The organism is Succinivibrio faecicola (assembly GCF_019448115.1).
GTDB lineage: Bacteria > Pseudomonadota > Gammaproteobacteria > Enterobacterales > Succinivibrionaceae > Succinivibrio > Succinivibrio faecicola.
This window is the reverse complement of sequence record NZ_JAGFNY010000001.1, coordinates 150461-173938: the sequence shown is the minus strand read 5'-3', so window position 1 is coordinate 173938 and position 23478 is coordinate 150461. Positions and strand designations below refer to the sequence as shown.

At 34.4% G+C, this 23478-nt stretch carries 26 protein-coding genes, 2 tRNA genes and 1 pseudogene; 20 read left to right on the top strand and 9 right to left on the bottom strand.

The genetic code is table 11. The annotated features are described in order from the left end of the window. From J5V48_RS00880 to J5V48_RS00860, 5 genes are all read left to right on the top strand, one after another. Positions 1-399, top strand: a complete 399-nt coding sequence (locus tag J5V48_RS00880) for a DUF1036 domain-containing protein (protein ID WP_219935982.1) — start codon at positions 1-3, stop codon at positions 397-399. 188 nt (positions 400-587) lie between these two features. Then, positions 588-677 (top strand) — tRNA-Ser (locus J5V48_RS00875). A 65-nt stretch (positions 678-742) separates the two neighbouring features. Beyond that, positions 743-832 (top strand) — tRNA-Ser (locus J5V48_RS00870). Positions 833-1179: 347 nt separating this feature from the next. Further along, positions 1180-1383: a hypothetical protein gene (locus J5V48_RS00865; protein ID WP_219935980.1), complete on the top strand. Its 204-nt coding sequence runs from the start codon at positions 1180-1182 to the stop codon at positions 1381-1383. A gap of 121 nt (positions 1384-1504) precedes the next feature. Beyond that, the gene (locus J5V48_RS00860) at positions 1505-1726 is read left to right on the top strand and encodes a hypothetical protein (protein WP_219935978.1); all 222 of its coding nucleotides are present in this window, start codon (positions 1505-1507) and stop codon (positions 1724-1726) included. Between the two features lie 699 nt (positions 1727-2425). Here J5V48_RS00860 and J5V48_RS00855 read toward each other — a convergent pair. Beyond that, positions 2426-3316 carry a metallophosphoesterase gene (locus J5V48_RS00855; protein ID WP_219935976.1) on the bottom strand — a complete coding sequence of 297 codons (891 nt, stop codon included), beginning with the start codon at positions 3314-3316 and terminating at the stop codon, positions 2426-2428. Between the two features lie 649 nt (positions 3317-3965). Here J5V48_RS00855 and J5V48_RS00850 point away from each other — a divergent pair. Continuing rightward, complete coding sequence (locus tag J5V48_RS00850) at positions 3966-4280, top strand: hypothetical protein (RefSeq protein ID WP_219935974.1); 315 nt, start codon at positions 3966-3968, stop codon at positions 4278-4280. A gap of 215 nt (positions 4281-4495) precedes the next feature. Here the strand turns inward: J5V48_RS00850 and J5V48_RS00845 are convergent, their stop codons facing one another. Then, positions 4496-4678, bottom strand: a complete 183-nt coding sequence (locus J5V48_RS00845; protein WP_219935972.1) for a hypothetical protein — start codon at positions 4676-4678, stop codon at positions 4496-4498. Between the two features lie 259 nt (positions 4679-4937). Here J5V48_RS00845 and J5V48_RS00840 point away from each other — a divergent pair, with 259 nt between their 5' ends. Together J5V48_RS00840 and J5V48_RS00835 are read left to right on the top strand one after the other, a co-directional pair. Beyond that, a complete protein-coding gene (locus J5V48_RS00840) occupies positions 4938-5762 on the top strand; it encodes a hypothetical protein (RefSeq protein WP_219935970.1) in 825 nt (274 codons plus the stop codon). A gap of 16 nt (positions 5763-5778) precedes the next feature. Then, positions 5779-6330, top strand: a complete 552-nt coding sequence (locus tag J5V48_RS00835) for a hypothetical protein (RefSeq protein ID WP_219935968.1) — start codon at positions 5779-5781, stop codon at positions 6328-6330. A gap of 9 nt (positions 6331-6339) precedes the next feature. On the opposite strand, the gene J5V48_RS09885 is transcribed toward J5V48_RS00835, so the two are convergent. After that, a complete protein-coding gene (locus J5V48_RS09885; RefSeq protein WP_255557526.1) occupies positions 6340-6468 on the bottom strand; it encodes a hypothetical protein in 129 nt (42 codons plus the stop codon). A gap of 364 nt (positions 6469-6832) precedes the next feature. On the opposite strand from J5V48_RS09885, the pseudogene J5V48_RS10060 reads away from it, so the two are divergent. After that, positions 6833-6961: pseudogene (locus J5V48_RS10060) on the top strand (hypothetical protein); the annotation flags it as partial. A gap of 182 nt (positions 6962-7143) precedes the next feature. Next, positions 7144-8994: an alpha-amylase family glycosyl hydrolase gene (locus tag J5V48_RS00825; protein ID WP_219935966.1), complete on the top strand. Its 1851-nt coding sequence runs from the start codon at positions 7144-7146 to the stop codon at positions 8992-8994. A gap of 47 nt (positions 8995-9041) precedes the next feature. On the opposite strand, the gene J5V48_RS00820 is transcribed toward J5V48_RS00825, so the two are convergent. Next, positions 9042-9374: a TusE/DsrC/DsvC family sulfur relay protein gene (locus J5V48_RS00820; protein WP_219935964.1), complete on the bottom strand. Its 333-nt coding sequence runs from the start codon at positions 9372-9374 to the stop codon at positions 9042-9044. A gap of 271 nt (positions 9375-9645) precedes the next feature. Between J5V48_RS00820 and J5V48_RS00815 the strand changes: the two genes are divergently transcribed. Then, positions 9646-10257, top strand: coding sequence for a hypothetical protein (locus tag J5V48_RS00815; protein WP_219935962.1), 612 nt, complete (start codon positions 9646-9648; stop codon positions 10255-10257). 402 nt (positions 10258-10659) lie between these two features. Here the strand turns inward: J5V48_RS00815 and ribA are convergent, their stop codons facing one another. Further along, the gene (gene ribA, locus J5V48_RS00810; RefSeq protein ID WP_219935960.1) at positions 10660-11259 is read right to left on the bottom strand and encodes a GTP cyclohydrolase II; all 600 of its coding nucleotides are present in this window, start codon (positions 11257-11259) and stop codon (positions 10660-10662) included. Between the two features lie 192 nt (positions 11260-11451). Between ribA and cmk the strand changes: the two genes are divergently transcribed. Together cmk and rpsA are read left to right on the top strand one after the other, a co-directional pair. Next, positions 11452-12135 (top strand): (d)CMP kinase, encoded by a 684-nt coding sequence (gene cmk, locus J5V48_RS00805; RefSeq protein ID WP_219935958.1) that lies wholly within the window; start codon positions 11452-11454, stop codon positions 12133-12135. Between the two features lie 88 nt (positions 12136-12223). Then, complete coding sequence (gene rpsA, locus J5V48_RS00800) at positions 12224-13891, top strand: 30S ribosomal protein S1 (RefSeq protein WP_219935956.1); 1668 nt, start codon at positions 12224-12226, stop codon at positions 13889-13891. A 77-nt stretch (positions 13892-13968) separates the two neighbouring features. Here rpsA and J5V48_RS00795 read toward each other — a convergent pair whose 3' ends face one another. Beyond that, a complete protein-coding gene (locus J5V48_RS00795; RefSeq protein WP_219935954.1) occupies positions 13969-15270 on the bottom strand; it encodes a 6-hydroxymethylpterin diphosphokinase MptE-like protein in 1302 nt (433 codons plus the stop codon). Between the two features lie 276 nt (positions 15271-15546). Here J5V48_RS00795 and J5V48_RS00790 point away from each other — a divergent pair, with 276 nt between their 5' ends. The 4 genes from J5V48_RS00790 to pyrF all read left to right on the top strand — a co-directional run bounded on the left by J5V48_RS00790 (position 15547) and on the right by pyrF (position 18092). Beyond that, positions 15547-15837 (top strand): HU family DNA-binding protein, encoded by a 291-nt coding sequence (locus tag J5V48_RS00790; protein ID WP_219935951.1) that lies wholly within the window; start codon positions 15547-15549, stop codon positions 15835-15837. A gap of 110 nt (positions 15838-15947) precedes the next feature. Continuing rightward, positions 15948-16235, top strand: coding sequence for a lipopolysaccharide assembly protein LapA domain-containing protein (locus J5V48_RS00785; protein WP_219935949.1), 288 nt, complete (start codon positions 15948-15950; stop codon positions 16233-16235). Positions 16236-16288: 53 nt separating this feature from the next. Continuing rightward, a complete protein-coding gene (locus J5V48_RS00780; RefSeq protein WP_219935947.1) occupies positions 16289-17398 on the top strand; it encodes a tetratricopeptide repeat protein in 1110 nt (369 codons plus the stop codon). 1 nt (position 17399) lies between these two features. Further along, the gene (gene pyrF / locus J5V48_RS00775) at positions 17400-18092 is read left to right on the top strand and encodes an orotidine-5'-phosphate decarboxylase (RefSeq protein ID WP_219935945.1); all 693 of its coding nucleotides are present in this window, start codon (positions 17400-17402) and stop codon (positions 18090-18092) included. A 22-nt stretch (positions 18093-18114) separates the two neighbouring features. Here pyrF and J5V48_RS00770 read toward each other — a convergent pair whose 3' ends face one another. Beyond that, positions 18115-18513, bottom strand: a complete 399-nt coding sequence (locus J5V48_RS00770) for an H-NS family histone-like protein (RefSeq protein WP_219935943.1) — start codon at positions 18511-18513, stop codon at positions 18115-18117. Between the two features lie 201 nt (positions 18514-18714). On the opposite strand from J5V48_RS00770, the gene sixA reads away from it, so the two are divergent. Next, positions 18715-19185, top strand: a complete 471-nt coding sequence (gene sixA / locus J5V48_RS00765) for a phosphohistidine phosphatase SixA (protein ID WP_219935941.1) — start codon at positions 18715-18717, stop codon at positions 19183-19185. 221 nt (positions 19186-19406) lie between these two features. Here the strand turns inward: sixA and J5V48_RS00760 are convergent, their stop codons facing one another. Continuing rightward, positions 19407-20867, bottom strand: a complete 1461-nt coding sequence (locus tag J5V48_RS00760; protein WP_219935939.1) for an AGE family epimerase/isomerase — start codon at positions 20865-20867, stop codon at positions 19407-19409. Positions 20868-21561: 694 nt separating this feature from the next. Between J5V48_RS00760 and J5V48_RS00755 the strand changes: the two genes are divergently transcribed. Then, a complete protein-coding gene (locus J5V48_RS00755; RefSeq protein WP_219935937.1) occupies positions 21562-21783 on the top strand; it encodes a DUF1107 family protein in 222 nt (73 codons plus the stop codon). A gap of 78 nt (positions 21784-21861) precedes the next feature. Here the strand turns inward: J5V48_RS00755 and J5V48_RS00750 are convergent, their stop codons facing one another. Continuing rightward, positions 21862-22647: a hypothetical protein gene (locus tag J5V48_RS00750; RefSeq protein ID WP_219935935.1), complete on the bottom strand. Its 786-nt coding sequence runs from the start codon at positions 22645-22647 to the stop codon at positions 21862-21864. 257 nt (positions 22648-22904) lie between these two features. Between J5V48_RS00750 and J5V48_RS00745 the strand changes: the two genes are divergently transcribed. Further along, entirely contained in the window at positions 22905-23402 is a 498-nt protein-coding gene (locus J5V48_RS00745; protein WP_219935933.1) for a hypothetical protein, read from the top strand. Positions 23403-23478: the final 76 nt, after the last annotated feature.

Sequence of the window (23478 nt, the reverse complement as noted above, 5' to 3'; positions counted from 1 at the left end):
ATGAAAAAACTGTTTACAGCCATTATGTCAGTGGCACTTGCTGCGCAATGTGCTCATTCTCTTGAGTTAACAATTGAGAATCAGACTGATTCAACTGTCGTGCTTGCGTTTTCATACCTTGATAACAAGCACAATGACTGGGTTGTAGACGGATGGTATAACGTTAATCCAAAAAAGACAGAGAAGGTCAATCTAGACAGCAAGAATGACATTTATTATCTGTACTCAGAGTTTTCCAATGGCAAAAAGCTAGAAGGTGGAAAAGGCTCCGTTAATCTTTATGTTGATAACAGATCATTCTTCTACAAGCAAAACAAGATCCCAAAAACAGTTCAGAGAAAAGTTAGTTTTGTAAGAGCAAGGGGCAATGATGGCAAGGCTCATATAAAAATCAGATAATTTAAAGACAAGTTTTTTCAAAAAAATCTGTACGCTTTGTTCATTATGAGTGTTCAGATTTTTTATATTGCGAAATTTTTATAAAAATCAAATGCGATATATAAGCCGTTTGTAAAAAAAATTAAAAAAAATTAAAAAAAGTCCTTTCTTTTTTCTGAAAAATCCTTATAATACATACCGTTTTCAGCGGATGGATGGCAGAGCGGTTGAATGCAACGGTCTTGAAAACCGTCGAGGGTTTACGCCCTCCGTGAGTTCGAATCTCACTCCATCCGCCACTTCGAAAGAAGTTTCATGAAAACTTTAAAATTTGTTTACTTCTTATTGTATCAAAGAAGCCTGCGGATGGATGGCAGAGCGGTTGAATGCAACGGTCTTGAAAACCGTCGAGGGTTTACGCCCTCCGTGAGTTCGAATCTCACTCCATCCGCCACTTATAGGAGACAGCGTTGTCTGTCTTTTTTTATATCCCTAAGATCTCGGTTTTATTCTTACACGATCTTATTAACACACCGTAAGTCCCATATCATCGTCTAGAGTTGCTTTTTTCAGTTTAGTATTCTGAAGTACGATAGGATCAATATCCATCATATTAAAAAGGGCTTCATGTCTTTTGAGAATATTTGTAATAGGGATTATAGTTTCACCTGACATTGAGTAATATTTACAAAAGATTGTAAATTTATGCATTTTTGATTTTGAGCTATAAACGAAAACCCTTATAATTAAGCTGTTAACAAATAAATCAGAAATAATCATACGCTTTAAAGATGGAATAAAATGTCAAGAATTAAAAAAGTGACACAGAGAAGCTTTAGCTGTACTGATGAGCAAATGGAGCATTTAAAGACTTTTGCTTCTATGTACGGTTTGACCGTAAGTCAGGTCATTCAAAAGTTAGCTGACTATCTTTGGAACGGCAAAAAAACAAGTTCGCACTGCAATCAGATCGCTAAGCTTTTTGAGTTGCAAGAGGTGTCATAGGAAGTTGCAGACAAAGTGACACGAGCACAACTCAATAGAGAGAAAGGTGCACTTCAGACTAAAAAGCTTCGCAATGAAGTGCCAGGACAGACAAATTTATTTGATGATAAGGAGATTGAAAATGAGTGAAGAACAGTACGTTGAAAAAACACTTAAATATCTTGAAAAGACATTTAAATTTATAATTACATCGTTAACTGCGATAGTTGTTTATTTGTTTTTTAATTTTAATTGGTCAATATCAGTAATACTAGCTACAATTATGGGTGTAGTACTTGTTATAGCGTTAATCTGCTGTGCTTTTATGCTGAAAAAATATTTAAATAAATTAAGGAGACTATGATGACTATTCTGCATTTTTTTATAATTCTGTTTTTTTTCTTTGCAATCCTGGGATGTATCTTTTATGTAGTCACTCCTACAAAGTAATTAAACCGTACGATTAAATTTTCTCTAAGAGTACTGCCCATTCTTCCACTGGTAGTACTCTTCTTCGAGTAGCTCCCAAAGACTTTCGTCTTCGATGTCATCAAACGTTGGCTCAACGTCTTTTAATTCACCTGAGTAGTTGTACTGTCTGATATTGCGTGTCTGTCTAATTCTTGGAAGTCCTCTTTTGAGAGCTTCTCCAAGTCAGATGATGTAACGCTGTACTTCACTACTTCGAGAGCAGCCCCTACGCTTCATTTAAAAAAATTGATCCACGTGTTAAAAATCACGAAAGTGATCCGTCAATATCAAGCGAAGTTGATCCGTCTTTTGTACCAAAAAATCCGGATCATCTAGAAGGTGTGGAAACAGGTGGCTGAAAGAGTGAACTAAAAAAATCTATCTACTAATCTTTCAATACCTTGTAATGCTTCTACACATAATAAAATAAGTAAAAGTAATTCTATGCGATTTGACTGTTTCATTGTATTCTTTCTTTTTGTCGGTTTAAGGTTGTTTCTAAAACTTCGTTTTCTTATTCAAATAGATGAATAGTTTTTTTATCACACTCAAAATAAATAACATGAGTGTCTACCATCTTGTTTGTTAAGCGTTATATTCCTGATAGTTCTATCTTCTTTTCAATAGCCTCTTTTTCTTGCTTTAACAATAATTCATTGGTGCATTGTCCAGTTTTTATGGCTTTATTAATATTTACCTCATCGCAGTTTGTACCAAATATTCTATATCTGCAGCTATTGTTGCAAGAGTCAGGCTCAATTTCCAATGCCAGTTTTAAGGTATATCCTGCATCAAGATTAATACCAAAATTCTGTCTTACCTGACATGGGGTTGTTGGTGTATGACCACTTACTGAAAAAACATCTTTTTCATTGAACACTCTTGGCTTTTCGTTATACATTTCAGTTTCACAATCAGGTCTCCACCAAAGAACAGCATCGTTAAAATTACTGTCAAAAGGATCATCACAAAATTCTACATTTTCATGAGGAGGAATACCTGCATGAGTGAACAGTATGTTGCCAGACAAATAATGAGTCTTGCATCTTCTGATGTAGTCTGAATAAAGTAATGGATATTCAACTCCAAGCGTATTTTTTATGTGCTGTGCACCATTTTTTATAGCTTTATCAAAAGAATCTAGAGTATAGTTACCTCCATTAAGGCCATACCACAGTGCTGGAAAGTTTTTATCATTAAACTTTTCTGGAAAGATTGTCTCAAGCGATAAAAACTCGTGATTTCCAAGAATGCATATCGCATCTAGCTCTATAAGTCTTTTAATTACAGCATAGCTGTCAGGACCACGATCAATAGCATCGCCAAGAAATACTACTTTTGACTGACCGTCATAGTGCTTTAGAAGTCTGTTCATAGCAAGACTGCATCCATGAAGATCTGTCATTACAAACAGCTTTTGAGAAGGACAGAATCTTTTTACCAAAAAGTAATCAGTTACAAATGTATCTGAGTTGTTATTCATCTTTTATAGTCCTATTACCAAAATACAGCTACTAATCTTTATAGATACTAAATGAATATGATCATGATATTTAGTTGCACCGATTTTCAATAGAGACGCAATGATCTTATAGTAAGTAAGCACGCATCTAATAGTTGAGTTTCAGGTTTTTATCTTCCTACTAATCATCCTACTATTGAAAAATGACTCCTCTTTATTGAAAAGAAATTAACAGTACTGTAATATTATTTTACGATAATTGCAACAATTTAATTTTAGAAAATACGATAATAATAAGAATAGAGTATTGTGACATTAGTTTAGAGCATACAAATTGATAGATAAATGACAACTTTACTAACAGTTTGACTGTTTGGTTGAAGAATATTTAATCCTTTGATCTTTAAACAAGTTTTAACGATCTTAATCTGATATCTTATTAGCTGATTAAACATAGAAATAATTATTTTTGTGATTGCATTTTCAAGATTAAGTTATGTGTGTATCAGGGATTTGGTATCAAGTGTTACTTGACCCAGGTTCATTTTGTTATTAAATTAGGTTTATTTTCAATGATCTGGAAAATGAAAATAGATTAAAAAAAAACAACAAGAGTAGCAATATTATTGACTCTGATTATCAGAATTTCTCGATTTAAGGAATTGTTTTAATGGCCAGACCAAAAAAGGATGATAAGGAACTTGCAAAGCAGCATAAGTATTATATTAAAGATCATGCCAATATTCTGCTATGCAGATTTGCAGGACAGTATCATCTTACGTCAAGTAAGCTGATTGAGCGTTTTGCTTTTTCTTTAGAAAATCAGCAGAATAGGGCATTATTCGAAAAAATCCTATCCTTACCAGAATTGTCTGATGATGAAAAGAATGAAAATCTTGATGAGCAGATTGATCTCAGAAAGAAAAGAACAATCGGTGCTAATGCAATGAATGATAAAAAGAGTAATTCAAAAGAGAATAAGTAACAATCAGTATCATGAGAAATATAAAAACAAAGTGAGAAATTCTTTTATATCACTCTTTATAAAGACAGTTTTGTATCAATAGATGTCATCAGGCAATTGAGTGACTAAAAATCATGATTCACATCCTAATGGATGTTTATCGATAAAAATGGTTGACCACTAAATCGATAGATTTGTTGACCAACTAACAAACATATATGTTAAGTCTTTTCTATTCATCCACCATTTTCAATTAAAAACTTAGATGGAAATCTAGCTGCTAGACCGAAGTTACGTGCGTTAGCCAGCATTACATCAAATTGATTGGCTCTTCCTTTCAAAAAATGCAGTTGCAGTTCTTTATTCTTGTTGTGCAGCACACACAATGGAAGATCGCTGCAACTTAGTAACAAGATCATGTTGTTCCTTCAATAAAAATAAAAAATAACACTAACCTGATAAATTTTATTATTTTATACAGTACTGATAAATAACTTATTAAAAATAAAAGAAATTTATTATTTATATGATATATTTTCTTGTTTCTGATTTACACAAAAATGTGATTAACATAATAAAAATTCTAAAAAAATATTAGACAAAATATATTTGAATATATTACAGTACTGATAAAGATACAATATTTTCTAAAACACCTTTTATTTTGAGGTCATTATTATGGATACAAATAATTCAACAAATACCTTAGAAAAAATTGATGCAATTATTGCTGGCTTTTTTAGTGAATTTCGTTTTTACAGAGGTCTTATTAGTGTTCAGGAAGATTATTTCTTTTATAAGGCTCGTTCTATCTTTTGTGCTCAGCCTTTAATGATTGATGATGATAATCTTCCTTTTAATGTCAGCATTGAGCAGATTAGACTGATAAATTCATTTATTCATGCATATGATTTTACTGATTTGTATCTTGCTTGCAGATCGAATGCTGAAGAAGACGGTTGTAATCTTGATAATTATGCCTGGGATTCTGACTTTGCTTTGGATTATCTTCAGTATTTTTCTTTAGATGCTCTTGTGTACTTTTCTAAAAAAGTAGCTAATGATAATTGCTCATGCTTTGATGCAGATTTATATGAAGAAATTATCGAATGCTGGGATTCATATAATGAGATTAATGCATTGAAGTATACATACCTTCATGGTTTATGCAAAAACTATGGTCAATCAAGAAAGATCCTTGTCAATGAATTTGATGAAACAGAATTAACTGTCATCTTTATGGATATGTTTAGAAATATAGCTATTCCATACATAAAAGGTTACTTTTATGTTCCTAATGAAGACAAGGATTCTGATGATTGTTTTGATGATGATTTTGATGATAGTGATGATGACCTTTATACGCATGATCGCTTTGTTTCCTGGGATGCCTATTTTGACTTTATTAAAAGGCATGATAATTCACTGATATCAGATATAGAGTGCAATACCAATGCTCAAAGCGTGTTTGGTGTATTAAGAGGCGATCTTGAATATAAATAGTAAAAAGGAGATAAAAATGTTTTTTAACAATTATCAGGAATTCTTAAATGCAGCTGCTGTATGCAATCGTGATTATTATAATGTTTTTTGTTTTCTTAATGATCATAAAGAAGAGCAATGTTATGTAAGGTATTTTGAAATCAGAAATATTAATCCAAAACACTGCTTTGAATATCTAAAAATTGATAATCCAAATCTTGATATTCTAATGAGTGCACTTGAATTAAAAGAGCCTGAAACAATTGAGGACTTAAGTCATATATTATCAACATTTTATCAATACAGTTTTATTTACAATAGTTGTGAACATGAATTTACAGAAATTGCAAATAAACATCCTGAGGTTATAGATTTTGCAAAAAAGAAACTTTTAAACCATGAATATAAATTAGATGATGATCATCATTTTATAGATCCACCATTTTTAAAGTTTCATACAATAGAACATGTTAGTGAAAACATTAATGAGTTTGCTTTTTCCTGGCTTGTTGATGAAGTTGTATTAGATATAGTTTTTTCAAAAAATCATTTTAAAATGATGAATTATAAGCAGGATGTATTAATTTAATTTTTTAATTCAGTTGTGAAAAGAAGTAGCTGCAAAAGCAGCTGAAGCAGCATCATCAGTAGGAAAATTTTCTGCAGATGTTGCAAATAAATATGGTGCATCTGCAGCTGCAAAAGCTCTTAAGTGAAGTAAGTACATACTTACCTCCAAGCGAGAAACTCTAAAATCAAAAGACCAAGATGCCAAAGAAGGCAAGGTGATTTCTTGAGGCTCTGAACTGTTTAAAAAGCAGGAAGTTAAACTGAAGGCAGAACAGTACCGCAGGTACATAAAATTACTTCCCCAGAACCGTTTGCTGATGGATTTATATTTTGTAAAGACCAATTTAGATCAAGCTTATTTAAGGCCTACAGCAGCAGAAATGAAGCTATTTATAGAGAGAGCATTAACTACTGTAATACTGTAAAGGCGCAGAAAACAAGCACTTCATATGGTTTGCCAGGTTACTTAAAAATCATATTGACGGCATCATAAGTCATGCAGATAGCCGTTATCAAACGGAAAGGTTGAAGGTATCAATCAGAGGATAAAGACCATCAGAACGAAGAGCTATGGACTCCCTGATGATGAATATTTCTTTTTAAAACTGTTTGATGCCTCAAGACAAAGATGGAATTACTTGAATGAATAAGGGGATCCTAGATCCCACATTTATTTGTACTAAACCAAAAAATGCATAAATATCATATTGTTATTAATTCCTATTAAGCTTTCTTTTGTGATCAGAATCAATAATTCTTTTTTTCTATATAGATAATTTGTGACTTATCTAATAATCTGAAAAAACTTTTATACAAGACTATGGTGAATTTAATGAAAAAATCAAAACTTCTAGGAGTAGCTGCACTTGCTACAGCATTGCTGTCAGGTACTGTTGGCCTTTGTTCAGGCTGTTCTAAGACGTCAGATGAGGGGGCAAGCCTTCCTTTTACCTGGCAGAACACTAATCTCTACTTTGTAATTACCGATCGTTTCTATAACGGTGATAAGAGTAATGACAATTCATATGGAAGACCTTATAAGGATTCAGCAGGTTATACTGCAGGTACTTTCCATGGCGGTGATTTCAAAGGTTTAACTCAGAAGTTAGATTATATTCGTTCATTAGGTGTAAACGCTATCTGGGTGAGCTCACCTGTAGAGCAAGCTCACGGCTGGGTAGGCGGTGGTCCTATGGGTATGTATCAGTACTATGCATACCATGGCTATTATGGTCTTGATTTTACTTCTATTGACGCAAATATGGGTACAGTAGAAGAATTCAGAACTTTTGTGAATGAGGCTCACAAGAGAGGTATTAGAGTTCTTATTGATGTTGTTATGAATCACTCTGCATATGCAACATTAAAGGATATGTGTGATCTAAAATTCGGTGAGACCGCAAACGGTGTTGATCCATGTGCTGAATGGATGCCAAACGCAAGTGCCGGCGAAACATTCCATAACAGACCTGTTGATGCAAGATCATATCCATCATGGGACAGATGGTGGGGTAAGGACTGGATCATCTTTGATGCATATGGCGAGCCTTGCGGTGCTGAAGATGGTCTTGACAAGTGTCTGGCTTATCTTCCTGATTTCAAGAACACCAATCCTAATGCAAACAAGGTAAGTTTACCTCAGTTCCTGTTGGATAAATGGAAAACACCAAATCCTAAATATGATATTCCTGCAGCAATTCCATACAGACAGGGCCAGATGAGTGTAGCTCAGTTCCAGGCTCACTGGATTGCTTCTTGGGTAGAGGAATTCGGTATTGACGGTTACAGAGCAGATACAGTTAAGTATGTATCAAAAGAGTCATGGAAACTGTTAAAAGAATATTCTGTTGCAGCATTAAACAAGTGGCGTGAGAAGAATAAGGGTAAAGATCCTGCAGCAGACTGGACTGATCCATTCTATATGACAGGTGAGCTGTGGGCATTTACAACCGATCCTGAGGACAAATCAGGTTTTGCAAAGGATGGCGGATTTGATTCTCTAATCGATTTCTACTTCAATCCAGACGGTGTAAATCTAAATACCTGTATTATGCCTGATCAGTCAGACTGGGAGAAATACGGTAAATTATATGGTCGTCTTGAAGGAAAGGTACCTCTTGGCAATCTAACCTATATTTCATCACATGATACATCTTTATGTAGAAAGAAGAACATGGCAAAAGCAGCATTAAACTTCCTGTTACTGCCAGGCTCAGTTCAGATCTTCTACGGTGATGAAACATCAAGAGTCAATGATATGGGCGGTGGTATTGACATGGAGCAGGGTATACGTTCAGATATGAACTTCCCTAAAGATGTTGATAATGCTAAAGAATGGGCTGCAAACGTAGCAACCTTAAGTAAGGAATTCTCAAAGGACAATGAAATTCTTGCTGTATGGCAGAAGATAGGTCAGTTCAGACTACGCAATCCAGCTGTTGGTGCAGGTTATCAGGAAAAGCTGTCAGATGGCTCTTACTGCAGAATGTTTAAAGACAAGGCAAAGGGAATTGATAATGCTGTTGTGATTCATGTAGGTGATGCAAAGCAGGTTGAAGTTGGCAAGTGTTTTTCTGATGGAACAAAGCTTCAGGATGCATACTCACTTAAGTATTACACAGTAAAAGATGGTAAGGTTGAAGGTGACTTTAATTTTGCAGCTCTCTTAGAAATTAAGAGATAACATCTAAACGTCAATCTCATAAACCAGGACCAAAGGTCCTGGTTTTTTTATATGCATTTTATTGGTTTTGGTAAACCTGCATATTTAGCTGCGCTTTTGGCAGCTCCATTTGGGAACAGTCTTGCAAGTTCAATAGAGGAGGAAAGATCCTGATATCCTGCCTCTTTTAAATACTTTAGAAGAATTCTGATAGCTGGAGTGGTTGCGTATGTATCATAGTATTCGCGTACTGCATTTATGACAAGAATGTGTTTGTCGGTAAGATCACAATTTTCTGATTCTGCCAGGATGTACATAATTTCTTCATTCCAATCATCTTTATTTAATAAAAAGCCATTTGAATCAGTTTCAATAATCCTTCCGTTATATTCAAAACTCATAGGTAAACTCTTTGATTTAATATGGTTGTTTTTGAAATTATATGATATTTCAAAAGGTTAAAAAATTAAAAATCAATAAATTAGATAAAATTATCAAAAAAATACTGAATATCATTACTAATAGTAGTTAAACACTTAAAGTGAAATGTCAGAAAAATAAAAAAAAGTAAAAAAATTTGATTTACATCAAACTTTTTTAGTCTATAATAGCACTCATAAAATTTGTGATGTATATCACTTTAATTTTTAGAAATTGAACAGATTGAGTACTATGAAGGTTTTAAAAGCTTTTTTATATTTTCTTTTAGCAACAGTGTTATGTATTCCTCTGGTTATTGTAATCTGCCAGGGTGAAGATTCAAATGTTGAACCAAAATCAAAAGCTCCTGTTTCTTTACTTGGAGAAAGAGTATGTTCTGATGGCAACATCAACAACTGTATTCTTCTACGTGATCAGGCATTGCAGGAGAAGAAGTATGCTGAAGCCTTCGTTTACTTAAAGACTTTGTGTGACCGTTATCAGGACTCAGATTCATGTCTTATGACTTATGAAACTTTCTTCAATATGCAGGAAACCAATAAGTCAGAGTCACAGAATGTAAAGACTACTTTATATGAGGTTCTTTACTATCTTGATTTAGGCTGCAAACTGAACAATTATTCAGCATGTATGCGTGCAGCAAGAATTTATGAATATGGTGTAAAGCCAGATTCATCTCAGGCTCTATACGGCTTCAATGTAGCATATGATGCTCAGGAAGCTAAAAGATACTACAAAAAGGTTTGTGAATCTATATCAGATGATGCTCCAGAGGCTTGTAAGAAGATTGTTGATCTTACACACAAGACCCATAGTTACAAGTATCTTATAAAGAAACAGTAATCAATTTTATATTCTTCAAAAAAGTCCTAAATTCTTGGATTCAGTACACAGTATTGAATCCATTTTTTTTATTAATCCTTTGATAAAAATGATTGTGTAAGATAGATTTGATAATAAGAATCTGTCTATTGATATCCTCATCTTTTAAAAGTAGGATCCATCATGCATTAGAGGATAATAGCTTAGTTTCATGGTTTGTTAGAGCAGCTGAGCTCTTGAGAGGTTTACTTTGCTTCTTTGTGTTAAGTTGCACCTGTTTTTATAAACAGAGAGTAAATAGATAGCAAATACCCATGACCTATCTTACGCCTTATACCAATGCACAAAGGACAGGGAGCGGCTCCTTTTGATAAAAAAAGGAGCTTTTACTGAGCTCCTTTTGGTTAATCTTTAATGTTTTTTTTAATCTTGATGATGGAGCATATGTCCCATTCTTTCTTCTTTTGTATTCAGATAATTCTCATTGAATTTGTTTCTTCCATATTCAATTGGCTTTCTGTCTACAACTTCAATGCCATGCTCTTTAATGTCATTAATCTTTAAAGGATTGTTTGTCATGAGAATAACTTTTGTAAATCCCATATTTTTCATCATCTGAGCGCATGCTTCATAGTTTCTGGCATCAGCAGGAAAGCCAAGATTTACATTGGCATCAACTGTATCAGCACCATTATCCTGAAGCTTGTAGGCTCTTATCTTATTGAACAGACCGATACCTCTACCTTCCTGGCGCATGTAGAGAATTGCACCTCGACCTGCTTTCTGGATTTCCTGCATTGCAGCTGCAAGCTGGAAACCACAGTCACATTTCAATGAGCCGAATACATCACCTGTTAGACATTCTGAATGAATTCTGCACAATACAGGCTCACCATCAGTTAGATCACCTAAAAAGATAACAGCGTGATCGATTGAATCGTTTTCTTTAAAAACAGTGATATTGAACAGCCCGTATTTTGTAGGTAAAAGAGCAACCGGGCCCTGAATTAACTTAGTAGTCAAAACAATTTCCTAGTAATAACCATATTGAATTTGCAGTATTCTATCACAAAGAAAAATACTAATAATCAAAAAACAAAGCTTATGAAAATATTTAGCATAAATAGTAAAAAAATGCATTTATATGCAAAAAAGACTGTATAAATGGGATATTTTTCTGTTAGAATAGCAATCTTAAAAATATAAGGATAAAAAATGGCAGAAGCAATTGTAATCGCAGTAGACGGCCCAAGTGGCGTAGGTAAAGGCGAGCTGACAAAAAGACTCGCATCAGCACTTGATTATGAGTTACTTGATTCTGGTGCTATATACAGAGTTTTAGGCTATGCAGTAAGAAAAGCCGGCCTTGCTTTGTTTGATGAGGAATCAGTAGTTCAGGAAGCAAAACTTCTGAATTTATCCTTTGAATGCCTTGATGATGGTGTTCATGTTCTTTTAAATGGTGAAGATGTTTCATCAGAGATCAGAACTGAAGAGGCTGGCAACAATGCAAGTAAGGTTGCAGCTTATCCATCAGTTAGAATGGCACTTTTGCAAAGACAAAGAGAGTTCTTAAAAGAGCCTGGTCTTATTGCAGATGGCCGTGATATGGGAACTGTCGTTTTTCCAAAGGCAAATGTAAAACTGTTTTTAGATGCCAGTGCTGAAGTAAGAGCAAACAGAAGAATGCTTCAGTTACAGCAGAAAGGCAAAGAAGCTGATTATCAGAAAGTATTAGCTGAAATCAAAGAGCGTGATGACAGAGACCGTAACCGTCCTGTAGCACCATTAAAGCCAGCTGATGATGCACTGGTTATTGATACTTCAGATATGACGATTGAAGAAGTTTACAAGACTGCTTGTGACTATATCTTCAAGAAGACAGGTATCAGAATTTAAGTTTTTTTCTGACAGTCATGGATGATTGTCTTTATTTATCAACCCTCCTTAAGCATGAGGCTTTGGAGCTTTTTTAGGAATCCTTTTAATGGAATCATTTGCACAACTTTTCGAAGAGTCCTTACAGAATATTGAAACCCGTCCAGGTTCAATGGTTAAAGGTACTATTGTTAAAATTGACAACGGCTTTGTTATTGTTGACACTGGCTTAAAGTCAGAGTCTGCAATCCCACAGGAGCAGTTCTTAAACGCTGCTGGTGAGTTAGAAGTTAAGGTTGGCGATACAGTTGACGTAGCTTTAGAGTCTGTTGAGTCAGGCGACGGTGAAACTCAGGTTTCTCGCGAAAAGGCAAAGCGTAACGAGGCTTGGATCAAGTTAGAAGACGCTTTCAACAAGAACGAAACTGTTGTTGGTATCATCGATGGCAAGGTAAAGGGTGGCTTCACCGTACAGTTAGGCGGTATCCGCGCATTCTTACCAGGTTCATTAGTAGATGTACGTCCAGTACGTGACACTGCACACATCGAAGGCAAAGAGCAGCAGTTCAAGGTTATCAAGTTAGACCAGAAGCGCAACAATGTTGTTGTTTCACGTCGTGCTGTTATCGAGACTGAAAGCTCAGCTGATCGTGAGAACGTATTAGCTAACTTAGCTGAAGGTCAGACTGTTAAGGGTATCATCAAGAACCTTACCGATTACGGTGCATTCGTTGACCTTGGTGGCGTTGATGGCTTATTACACATCACTGACATGGCTTGGAAGAGAGTTAAGCACCCTTCAGAGATCGTTGCAGTTGGTGAGGAAGTTACTGTTAAGGTTCTTAAGTTCGACCGTGAGCGTTCACGCGTATCTTTAGGCTTAAAGCAGTTAGGTGAAGATCCATGGGCAAACATTGCAGCTCGCTTCCCAGAGAATTCTGAGATCGAGGGTAAGGTTACCAACTTAACCGATTATGGTTGCTTCGTTGAAATCGCTGATGGCGTTGAAGGCTTAGTACACGTATCAGAGATGGATTGGACCAACAAGAACTGCCACCCATCTAAGATCGTTTCAGTTGGCGACAAGGTAAAGGTTAAGGTTCTAGAGTTAGACGAGGAGCGTCGTCGTATTTCTTTAGGCTTAAAGCAGTGCAAGGCAAATCCTTGGATCGAGTTTGCTGAGTCTCACTCAAAGGGTGAGAAGGTAACTGGTAAGATCAAGTCAATCACTGACTTCGGTATCTTCATCGGTTTAGATGGCGGTATTGATGGTTTAGTACACTTATCAGACATCTCATGGCAGCAGGCTGGTGAAGAAGCTGTTCGCAACTTCAAGAAGGGTGACGAAATCACCGCTATCGTTCTTCAGGTAGATCCAGAGCGTGAGCGTATCTCATTAGGCTTAAAGCAGATCTCTGAGGATCCATTTGCAGATTACTGCGCATCACACCGTAAGGGTTCAGTTGTAACCGGTAAGGTTACCGAAGTTGATGCACGTGGTGCAACTGTTGAATTAGCAGAAGGCATTACTGGCTACATCAAGGCTTCAGACTTATCACGTGACCGCGTTGACGATGCAACTACAGTTGTTTCAGTTGGCGACGAGATCGAAGCTAAGTTCGTAAACGTTGATCGTAAGACCCGTCAGATCACCTTATCAGTTCGTGCTAAGGATGAGGCTGAGGAGAAGGAAGCTTTAGAGTCTGTAAACCAGAAGGCAGCTGAGCCTACAACTACTACTATGGAAGCAGCTTTCGCTGCTGCTAAGAAGCAGTAATAAGCTCTTAAAGCTATAAAGAAGGCCCTGCATTGCAGGGCCTTTTCGTATCTATTAACTTCCGATAAAAGTAAGTTCTATCCTAGTTTTGCACCTTTAATAATAGCACCTGTCTTTGAATAATTAATATATTCAGTATTAGGTGATGATTTAATGTCTGCTTCTAAATAGTCTCTGTATAAGGCAAAAGACTTAAGCGTATTCTGATACTGACCATCATTGCATAATATTTTTATGAATGATCCATAGTTCTTTTTTGTATCCTTTTCAGAAACTTCATTATATAAATTACCAGCATGAGTTGTATTGCCCTTGTATGCAAAATCACAGCCGAACAGATGGATCTTCTTTGGTGAAACTCTTTTTAAGATTGCTGTTGTTTCTAAAAGAACAGATCCTGCAAATTTAATAAAGTTCTTAAGTTCACAATCTATTTCAGGAACAATCTTCACATCATTGTCATCAAATATGTATTTTATTGGACCTGGATAGTCTTCGATAAAAGCCTGTTCAGAATGAGCAGAGCATATTAAAAATGTATTTTTGAAATTATCTTTATTTTTGAGGATCAGGTTTTTGAACTGCACATAAACGATAGGATCATGCGATACGATAATATTAGGAATGATATTGTAATTGTTTAAGCATGCAAGAGCTGTATCAACAGCAACTGTTTTGATACCTTTTGACTGAAGCTCTTTGATTTTTTCAATGTTATCTTTTAATGAAGGACCTGATGCAAGAACAATATATTCATCAGCTTTCAGCGCATTTATATCATCATTGTTAAGAGGTTTTATCCTATCAAATATTTTTGCTGCCTTATTCATATTAAGATTATTAACACTGAATCTTAAAATTCTATTTGTTGAATTAACTGATGCAAAATCGTAATCAAGAATATTAGCAAGCTTAATCTTGATTTTATTGTTATGTTTGAAGTCTATATAAACCTCAGATGGAATAATGATACTGTTTTTTACATATGGAGTATCATCATCTGCAATTATAAGATTAACATTTGTAGCAAGAAGATCAGTAAAATCTTCAATATTCTGCACAAGAAAATAGAATAGAGCTTCATTTAGAATAAAAAGATTGATATTGGCTTTTGGATTTTTTTCAAGGATATATCTGATTTCATCTCCAAGTCCCATACCATAAATTGAAATAGGCTCATTTAAGTCTAGTTTTCTGCATCTGTATTCTGCACAATGCATTCTGTCATGATGCGATGTTAGCTGAATATTGTCTGCAATTATCGTAGTTTGCATACCTTCATCGGTACGAAGTTCATAGGAAGCTTCATCAAATGCTTTTTTCAGCTGGTTATAAAATTCAGGGTTTTTAGTTTTTAAGATATCAAGAATGTTATTCATAAAAGTCTTTCACATACAAAATAATCTTCTTTAAGTGTATACGAAAAAATACAAAAAAGAATTAAATGTCTGTATTAATTGATAATTGCTTTAAAAAATGTGATCATTTATAGTTCATGATCATGATTTTTGAAAATAAGTATTAAAAAAAATAAGCTGTAGTTCATAAATTTACGAAAATTTATAGTTATTTTCAAAAATTTTCTTGTAAATCATAGAGAAATTAAAAATTATTGCTATTATTAGAGCAGATAATAATCAATTAGGGAGTTTTAGATGACACGAGCAGAGCTAATTGAAGCATTAACCAAAAAATTTCCATTTCAGAGTCCAGCAGAAGTTGATTCAGCAGTTCGAGAAATTTTTGAAATAATGATTGAAACCTTATCAGATGGCGATCGTATTGAAATTAGAGGTTTTGGAAGTTTTGAGGTGCGTGTTCACGAACCTCGAATTGCACATAATCCAAAAACAGGTGAACAGGTTCAGCTCTCTAAAAGACGAGTTGTGCATTTTAAGCCAGGTGTTGAATTAAGAGACAGAGTCAATACTGTTGCTTCAAAGTAATAAAATTTTTCTTATTAAACATAAAAGGCTCAGCATTCCTCAATATTTTAATGAGGTTTGTTGCGCCTTGTGTTATTATGTAACACAGTAACAAAAAATCGGGGAAATTCATGATCAAGTTTTGGTTCTATTTCTTAATTCTTGCTGTTTTTATTGTTGTAGGACTTGCCATTGGAGCTTCTAATGATAGCCTGGTCATGTTTGATTTTCTCTTTGTAAAAAAAGAAATTTCATTAGCTTCAGTTCTGGTTATAGGTCTTCTTTTTGGCCTTGTACTTGGTGTTTACTGCTCAATGTTCCTAACATTTAAGCTCTGGTTACAGCTTAAAGTTGCAAAAACTCAGTTTAACCGTCTGAAAAAGAAAACTACAGCAGATCAGGATATCTCTTCTAAATAATGTTTGAACTTCTATTTTTACTCTTACCTGTTGCTGCCCTTTATGGTTATTTTATGGGCAGATCAACCTCTAAGCAGAAAAGAGAGAATGATAAAAACAGACAGGATTCAATTTACCTTAAAGGCTTTGACTATCTATTAAGCAATAAGCAGGAAAAAGCCGTTGATAAGTTTATTGCATATCTTAACAGTATCGATCAGACATACGAATCTTCTTTGGCTCTTGGTAATCTATTCAGACAGCAAGGTGAGGTTGATAAAGCTATTTCTCTTCATGAAAAGATGTCAAATGATTCATCTTTAGATGAGTCTGAAAGAGAACTTGCAAAAATTGAGCTTATAAGAGATTTTTTAAGTGCAGGTCTATTAGACAGAGCTGAAAAGATCCTATCTGATGTTATTGATATCCCAAGACTTAGAAAGACAGCTGTTATGCTTCTATTAAGTCTTTATGAAAAAGAGCAGGATTTTGAAAAAGCAATACAGATTGCCAACCATTATTCAGACTATCTTGATAAGAATTCATATGTTCAGCTTTCAAACTACTACTGTGAAGTTGCAAAGAAGTTTTCTTTAAATGCAGATTACAAGCAGTCAGAAGAATATCTAAAAAGAGCTTTAGTGACAGATTCAAAATGTGTCCGTGCTCTTATTGAGATGGCTGAACTGAAGATAAAGAATAATGAATATCAAGAAGCTATTGAATATGTTAAATATGCAAGTTCAGCTGATCCTGAAAGCGGTCCTTTATGTCTTGTGACATTAAAAAAGTGTTTCCAGAACAGTGCCGATCCTAACTATCGTTTTGCACTTGAAGATCTTGTACAAAGAACAAATTCAGCTGATGTAATTATCGAATATGTAAAATGTGTAGAGCAGAATTCAGGTGTTGATGATGCGCTTGCACATATCCAGAATATTATCAGTGCAAAACCTAATTTAAAACTTTTATCCGAGTATCTTGAATTAAATTCTAAAAAAGATCCTGTTACATCACATGAATCTATTTTAAAGATTAAATCTCTGTTTGATGCTCAGATTGCAAGCAACAACCGTTATGTCTGCAAGAACTGCGGTTTTGAAAGCAGAATTCAGTTTTATCAATGCCCATCATGCAGAAAATGGGATAGCCTTAAAACCAAAACAGGACTAGATGGAGATTAGAATGAAAGATCCTAAAGTAATTGTAGCCCTTGATTATGATGAGCAGAGTAAAGCTTTAGATTTCGTATCAAAAGTTAATCCAGAACTTTGTAAACTAAAAGTTGGAAATGAATTATTTACAACTGCAGGTCCACAGTTTGTATCAAAGCTTGTTGATAAAGGTTTTAAAGTTTTTCTTGATTTAAAATATCACGATATTCCAAATACTGTTGCAAAGGCTTGTGAAGCTGCTGCAAGACTTGGTGTATGGATGGTTAATGTCCATTCATCAGGTGGTAATGTAATGATGGAAAAAGCACGTGAGGCAATAGAAAAATTTGAAAACAGACCATTGCTTATTGCTGTTACTGTTCTAACATCAATGGACAGAGCTCAGCTTAGCTCAATTGGTCTTGATATGGAGCCAAAAGATCAGGTAATCAGACTTGCAAAACTTGTAAAACAGTCAATGCTTGATGGTGTGGTTTGTTCAGCTCAGGAAGTTCCTCTTATAAGAGAGAATATTGAAAAACCTTTTGTATGTGTTACACCTGGTATTCGTCCTGCAGGTGCTGCACTTGGTGATCAGAAGCGTGTTATGACACCTAAAGAGGCTGTAATTCAGGGATCTGACTATCTTGTGATTGGCAGACCAATTACTCAGTCAGATGATCCTGTTGCTACCTTAAATAGCATTAATGAGTCTTTAATCTAATATATATTGCTACCTGATAAGTTTACTTAATCAGGTAGTGATTCTTATCTGTAATACCGTCTCTTTGCATAACCTCTCTTAAAAGCTTTGGGATCTTTCCTTGTCCTGACCATAAATATGTTTTTCCATCTAAAGCTGTATATTCATATTTAGGAGCCATTTTCTGTCTTGTATCTTTTTTCTGAAGCTCTTTTAGTGCTGCAAGATCGTCAACAGTAAGATTTTGTTCATCAAGCTTGTTTAAAAGATTAGATAAGAATTCTTCCTTTCTCTTTTTAGCCTGTTCCTCTTCAATTTCCTTATTTTTAATCTCTGTATAAAGTTCATTAAGTTTGTGAATAATGCCTTCAAGTTCTTCAGATGTTGCATCTTTGAAAAAAGCTTTAAGATTTCGGTTATTTTTAAGATAGTTATAATCCATTCTCTTACCTTTATGCCTGAACCTTTGCAATCATTGAAAAACTCATTTACTCAGTTTATTTTAACTTAATCTGGCTTTAAATTAACAGCATAGTGTCATAATTTGAATAAGCTCAAAGGCTTTAAAAGAAATATAAAGAATATTTGATTTGTGTACAAAAAGATAATTGCATAGTGATAAGATTATATTAGAGGTGGAGCTATGAGAATTATTGTGATGCGACACGGCGAGGCTACTTTCTTAGATAATGACAGAATATTGTCATTAATTGGTCAGAAAGAGGCTTTAGATACTGCAATGCAGTTAAAGAGCTTTTTAGGATCAGTAAACAGGATTATATGTTCACCAAAGACTAGAGCTGTTCAGACAGCTAGCATTGTCAAATCAGTTCTTGCAGAAAGTTCAGATCTTGATTACCTGTCAGATTTAACTCCGTCAGGTGATGTTGATAGTGTTATCTCATATGTAGAGGCTGTGTGTAAACCTGATGATACTGTTCTTTTAGTATCTCATTTACCTTTAGTTGAATATCTTTCATATGAATTTGTCCATATGAAAAGATGCTCTCCATCCTTTAAGACTGCCTGCGCTCTTGTAATAGATATAGACGGAAGACAAACTGATTTTAAAAGATTTATAACTCCTTTTATGGAGCCAGTATCATTTGAATAAAAAATGCAGGACATAGTACTGCAAAAATTTTTTCGTGCAGACATCTGTTTGTCTTTTATTTTAGTATTCGATTCATCATGTGAAATCCTAAAACAAAGCTTAAAAACATGGTGCAAACTAGTTGTTAATATCTCTTACCACGATATAGTGATAATACTGACATAGATTTATTCTAAAAAGGCGCAGGTAGGAGATTGTTACCTGCACAAATCAATCAAAAGTTATTTAACAGCCTTTGGCAGATCAACATTTGTAAAGGTGATACTTACAGTCTGACCGTCACGTTTAACGTCAGTAATATCACCACTGTAGTAGTAAGGTGTGAAGTTTGTATCATTGCTGTCAACAGGTGCAAAGTGCAGAGTAGTTGTGTTGTTATTTCTGCACTTGTCATCTGTACACTGTTTAGCTCTTATTGCATTGCTGAGAATTGTGCCAATCAGAGCATGTTCTGTTGAGTGGAAACCGTTTCTCCAAAACCATGTCTTTAAACCAAAATTCTTGATTTCACCATACTCTTTATCAGTAAAGTCGTGGACCCACTGATTTAAGGTATCAGGCATATCATAATCGTTGCTTAAAGCAAGAGTCAGAGCACTCTGATCAAGCTCTGCATATACCCACCAGTCGGCACCTCTTTGCAGATCGTCGCCATACCAGTCATTCTTATTTTTTGTAAGAGCTCCGTTTAATGTTTGGATCATGCCTTTTTTTGCAAAATTAGCAAGGTTATTGTCATTCAGAGCTAATGCTGCAAGATATTCCATCCAGAAAGTCTTTACTCTGTGACCATTATCCATGTGCCTTCCGTTTTCTGTATCAAAACATGATTTGTCATGAGTACAGCCATAAAAACGGTTTAACTTTTTAGTATAGAAATTCTTGTTCATATCTTTGATGGTTTGTCTTATGATCTTCCCCCACTCAGCTTTGTAGGTATCAGGCATCAGTCTGTATGACAACAGAAGATAAGCATTTAACTGATCGAGCATAGCTACAAGCTCAACCTGTTCTTTCTTGTCAAAATAAGTATCAGAGAAGCACCATCTGATAATTCCTTTTTCCTTGTCATAATAAGTGTCATAGATATACTTTTGAGCTTCTCTTAACTCATCAATGATTTTTTTATCGTGTGTAAGATATGCATTCATAGAAAGAGCCATGAGCACATAAGATAGATCCTGAGATGTTCTTGCAAGACGGTAATCAGTAAAAGGTGCACCTTTTGGCCATCCTAATGGTTCACCTTTTTCAAGGAGCACATGATAGCCACCTTCCTTATCCTTGATTTTCTCAAGAAGGAATTTAACACCAGCCATATGCAGTCTTAAAGCTTCTTTGTTACCTGTGATGTTGAATAGAGCACCATAAGCAAATGTCTGTCTTGTATTCATTCTAACAAAATCAATACCTGTAAGATGCTGCATCTGACCGATATCTCTTTCATAAGGGCATAAAGATTGATTTCTTAATGTGCCGTCATTACAACGCCATGTTGGGAAATTACCTTCAGGAACTCCTCTTGCATCCTTGTGAAGCCAGAATTTTTCAAGATAAGAAGCATGTTCAAGCCATGTTTCATAAGATGGCAGATTCTCAAGATCGGTTTTTGCAATACACTGATTAGAAATCATAATGCAGGCAGAGCACATAGCACTCATGAAAATGTTTTTTATAGTCATAAAATTTCTCAAAAAAATATAATCGTTCATATGTCAAAATTTTCATAAAATAAAGGAATTATTAACAAATGAAAATTTTGTAAAACGATTATACAAAAATGTAAATAGGCAAAACTGCGATTTTAAATTTTGATGTATGTCAAAAGTATACTGACATTTTAGTTTTTTAAGTTTCTTAAAAGAAGATAACTATCTGATTTGATATGTATAAATGTGACGAGTTTTAAAGAAAGGTGCCTTTAAATATTTAAGAGAATTCGATTTGATTGAATAAATTGTGATCTTTCTTCAAATAAATTTTTTCGATCTGCTGTTTTTGAGTGTTAAAAATTTTCAATAATTTTCTAGTTATCTGTTTTTAAAGTAAAAAATATCGATAAAAAAGTAACATTTTTTTCTTTTTTTTGTTAATTACTGTTTGATGCGAGAGCAAAATTTCAACAATGTCACAAAATTTACTGGATTTATGCTAATTCATAATGATTATTAGTTAAAAAATGTGAGATTTATTATATATCCTAAGCCTAGTTCACAATATTGAAAAGAGAATCAATATACATGCAAATTTGAGATATATGAACTTTACTTTGGGTGTATATTTCCTAAAATTAAGTGTCCTTTAAATTTACAGGATCATAATAATATTTTAATAATGATAATAAATAATAAGAAAACAGACAAAGGAAAGACACAGATGAGAGTTTTTAAATACTATGCGCCAAAGCAGATTGCAAAATATGTAGTTGCTTTTTTCAAGGGGCAGTTCTCTATTGAGGGAATTGGTTGTTTCGTTTTTGACAGCGGTAGAGTTGTTTTCTCGGTTGATATGGATCAAGAAGCTTTAAAAATGTGCAAGGAAATCAACAACCACGTAAATGATATGCAAAACAGAGTATGTGTAAAGCAGTACTCATAATATATGTTTAGATATATAAAAAGGGCCTTTAGGCCCTTTTCGTTTTTGCAGGATTTGTTTTAGTAACAAGCGCAGTTTCTACCACTTCTTCTTATCACCAAAGATCTCATCGTAATCATCTTTATTCGCTGTACTCTGGCCGTTGGCATCAGCTTCTTCAGATGCTTTCTTTTCTTTGTTCTTAGGATTAGCATCGCTATTAACATTAGCTAAAAGACCTGTAAGAATGTCTTCTTTTTCTGTAAACCAGCCATCTTTTACACCAGCCAGCTTTATAACCTGCAGACCTTTTTCAATTAACTGACGGCATGATCCAAACTGTTTTTGTCTTTTCATTTCAAATACTTTTTGAACAAGATTTGAAATATTTACCTTAAGAACAAGAATGTATAGTCTTCTGTCTTCTTTGTTGATTAAAGCCGGGTTTAAAGGAACTCCAAAACTAAGTTCTGATTTTAGTATGTTACGAAGACGTCTAATGGTGCGAAGTTGAGTAATAGCCTGAAGATCGTTTTCTGGAGCCTTAAAAACATTGCTTTCCTGGTATTTGTTTTTCAGATCAGCAATGATTTTTTCTTCGTTGGCAATTCTTTCTTTTACTTCATCCTGGCTTTTCTTGTCAATTGCTCTTTTTCTTAATGCTCTGATGATTCTGTAATGGAGTACTAAAACGAGAGTTTTTGACATAACAAGCTGAGATTGATTTAAAAGCAGTTCTTCACATTCAGAAATAATATTTCTTGCTTTATTTGCAATAAGGCGGGCATCCTGCTCCTTTCTTGCTGCATAGTCAGAGTACATATTGACCATGATAAGAAGAAATGAAGCTAGAACTACGAAAATTACAGCAATAGTGAATAACATACCAAAACTCTCTACAAATACTTATTCTAATTATATGATCAAATTCTTTGTATTTTCTAAGAATTAAGTAAAATAATTGAGCAATATCAATTTGCTAGATGATTTTTTGTATCACATATCTGATATCGGACAAATTCATAATTTCTTGAAAATTCTGCCTTTTGAGCTTACTGATTATTTTTATCCTGTTTTTTCAGCTCTCACTTGTATTGAATACTATAATTAACATATTAGGATTTTTATAATGGAGGTGAGCTATGAGTATTGATTCAACATCATTAAGCTACCTGTCACAGGCTATATCTAATTCTTCAAGTAAGAAGGACTCTTTAAGCTTATCTTTGAAAAATTCACTGCAAGATAAAGTGAATGTGATTAGCAAGGCTGCATCACAGATAAGCACACAAAGTCGCTATAAGGCCGCCTTCGAAGAGAAAATGAAGATTGCCAACGGCTCGGCTGATACTGTATCAATCAGTCAAGAGTCAATTGATGCTCTTAAAAAGTATCAGTCATCTAATGTTAAAAATTCAGATAAATCTGATTCATCTTCTTCATCTGGCTACAGCTATGATTATCAGAGCATAAAAAAGAAGCGCATTGAAAATATTGCAAAAATAGAGCAGGAAGTTTCTTTAAAATATGCAAAAAAGACTGATACATCAAGTCAGACAGAGACAACAAATCAAAGTGATAGCACAAAAAAAGACTTAATGAGCAGTACATCATCCACTTCAGATACAAAGAATTCATAAACTTTTTTAGAACTAATCAGAGCCTTTGGTTTTTCTAAAGGCATTTTTTTTCAGATGTACTTGATAAACTGCAAGC

Coding starts and splice junctions, on each gene's coding strand:
- J5V48_RS00880 (WP_219935982.1), top strand. CDS start 1: ATGAAAAAACTGTTTACAGCCATTATGTCAGTGGCACTTGCTGCGCAA.
- J5V48_RS00865 (WP_219935980.1), top strand. CDS start 1,180: ATGTCAAGAATTAAAAAAGTGACACAGAGAAGCTTTAGCTGTACTGAT.
- J5V48_RS00860 (WP_219935978.1), top strand. CDS start 1,505: ATGAGTGAAGAACAGTACGTTGAAAAAACACTTAAATATCTTGAAAAG.
- J5V48_RS00855 (WP_219935976.1), bottom strand. CDS start 3,316: ATGAATAACAACTCAGATACATTTGTAACTGATTACTTTTTGGTAAAA.
- J5V48_RS00850 (WP_219935974.1), top strand. CDS start 3,966: ATGGCCAGACCAAAAAAGGATGATAAGGAACTTGCAAAGCAGCATAAG.
- J5V48_RS00845 (WP_219935972.1), bottom strand. CDS start 4,678: ATGATCTTGTTACTAAGTTGCAGCGATCTTCCATTGTGTGTGCTGCAC.
- J5V48_RS00840 (WP_219935970.1), top strand. CDS start 4,938: ATGGATACAAATAATTCAACAAATACCTTAGAAAAAATTGATGCAATT.
- J5V48_RS00835 (WP_219935968.1), top strand. CDS start 5,779: ATGTTTTTTAACAATTATCAGGAATTCTTAAATGCAGCTGCTGTATGC.
- J5V48_RS09885 (WP_255557526.1), bottom strand. CDS start 6,468: ATGTACTTACTTCACTTAAGAGCTTTTGCAGCTGCAGATGCACCATAT.
- J5V48_RS00825 (WP_219935966.1), top strand. CDS start 7,144: ATGAAAAAATCAAAACTTCTAGGAGTAGCTGCACTTGCTACAGCATTG.
- J5V48_RS00820 (WP_219935964.1), bottom strand. CDS start 9,374: ATGAGTTTTGAATATAACGGAAGGATTATTGAAACTGATTCAAATGGC.
- J5V48_RS00815 (WP_219935962.1), top strand. CDS start 9,646: ATGAAGGTTTTAAAAGCTTTTTTATATTTTCTTTTAGCAACAGTGTTA.
- cmk (WP_219935958.1), top strand. CDS start 11,452: ATGGCAGAAGCAATTGTAATCGCAGTAGACGGCCCAAGTGGCGTAGGT.
- rpsA (WP_219935956.1), top strand. CDS start 12,224: ATGGAATCATTTGCACAACTTTTCGAAGAGTCCTTACAGAATATTGAA.
- J5V48_RS00795 (WP_219935954.1), bottom strand. CDS start 15,270: ATGAATAACATTCTTGATATCTTAAAAACTAAAAACCCTGAATTTTAT.
- J5V48_RS00790 (WP_219935951.1), top strand. CDS start 15,547: ATGACACGAGCAGAGCTAATTGAAGCATTAACCAAAAAATTTCCATTT.
- J5V48_RS00785 (WP_219935949.1), top strand. CDS start 15,948: ATGATCAAGTTTTGGTTCTATTTCTTAATTCTTGCTGTTTTTATTGTT.
- J5V48_RS00780 (WP_219935947.1), top strand. CDS start 16,289: ATGGGCAGATCAACCTCTAAGCAGAAAAGAGAGAATGATAAAAACAGA.
- pyrF (WP_219935945.1), top strand. CDS start 17,400: ATGAAAGATCCTAAAGTAATTGTAGCCCTTGATTATGATGAGCAGAGT.
- J5V48_RS00770 (WP_219935943.1), bottom strand. CDS start 18,513: ATGGATTATAACTATCTTAAAAATAACCGAAATCTTAAAGCTTTTTTC.
- sixA (WP_219935941.1), top strand. CDS start 18,715: ATGAGAATTATTGTGATGCGACACGGCGAGGCTACTTTCTTAGATAAT.
- J5V48_RS00760 (WP_219935939.1), bottom strand. CDS start 20,867: ATGACTATAAAAAACATTTTCATGAGTGCTATGTGCTCTGCCTGCATT.
- J5V48_RS00755 (WP_219935937.1), top strand. CDS start 21,562: ATGAGAGTTTTTAAATACTATGCGCCAAAGCAGATTGCAAAATATGTA.
- J5V48_RS00750 (WP_219935935.1), bottom strand. CDS start 22,647: ATGTTATTCACTATTGCTGTAATTTTCGTAGTTCTAGCTTCATTTCTT.
- J5V48_RS00745 (WP_219935933.1), top strand. CDS start 22,905: ATGAGTATTGATTCAACATCATTAAGCTACCTGTCACAGGCTATATCT.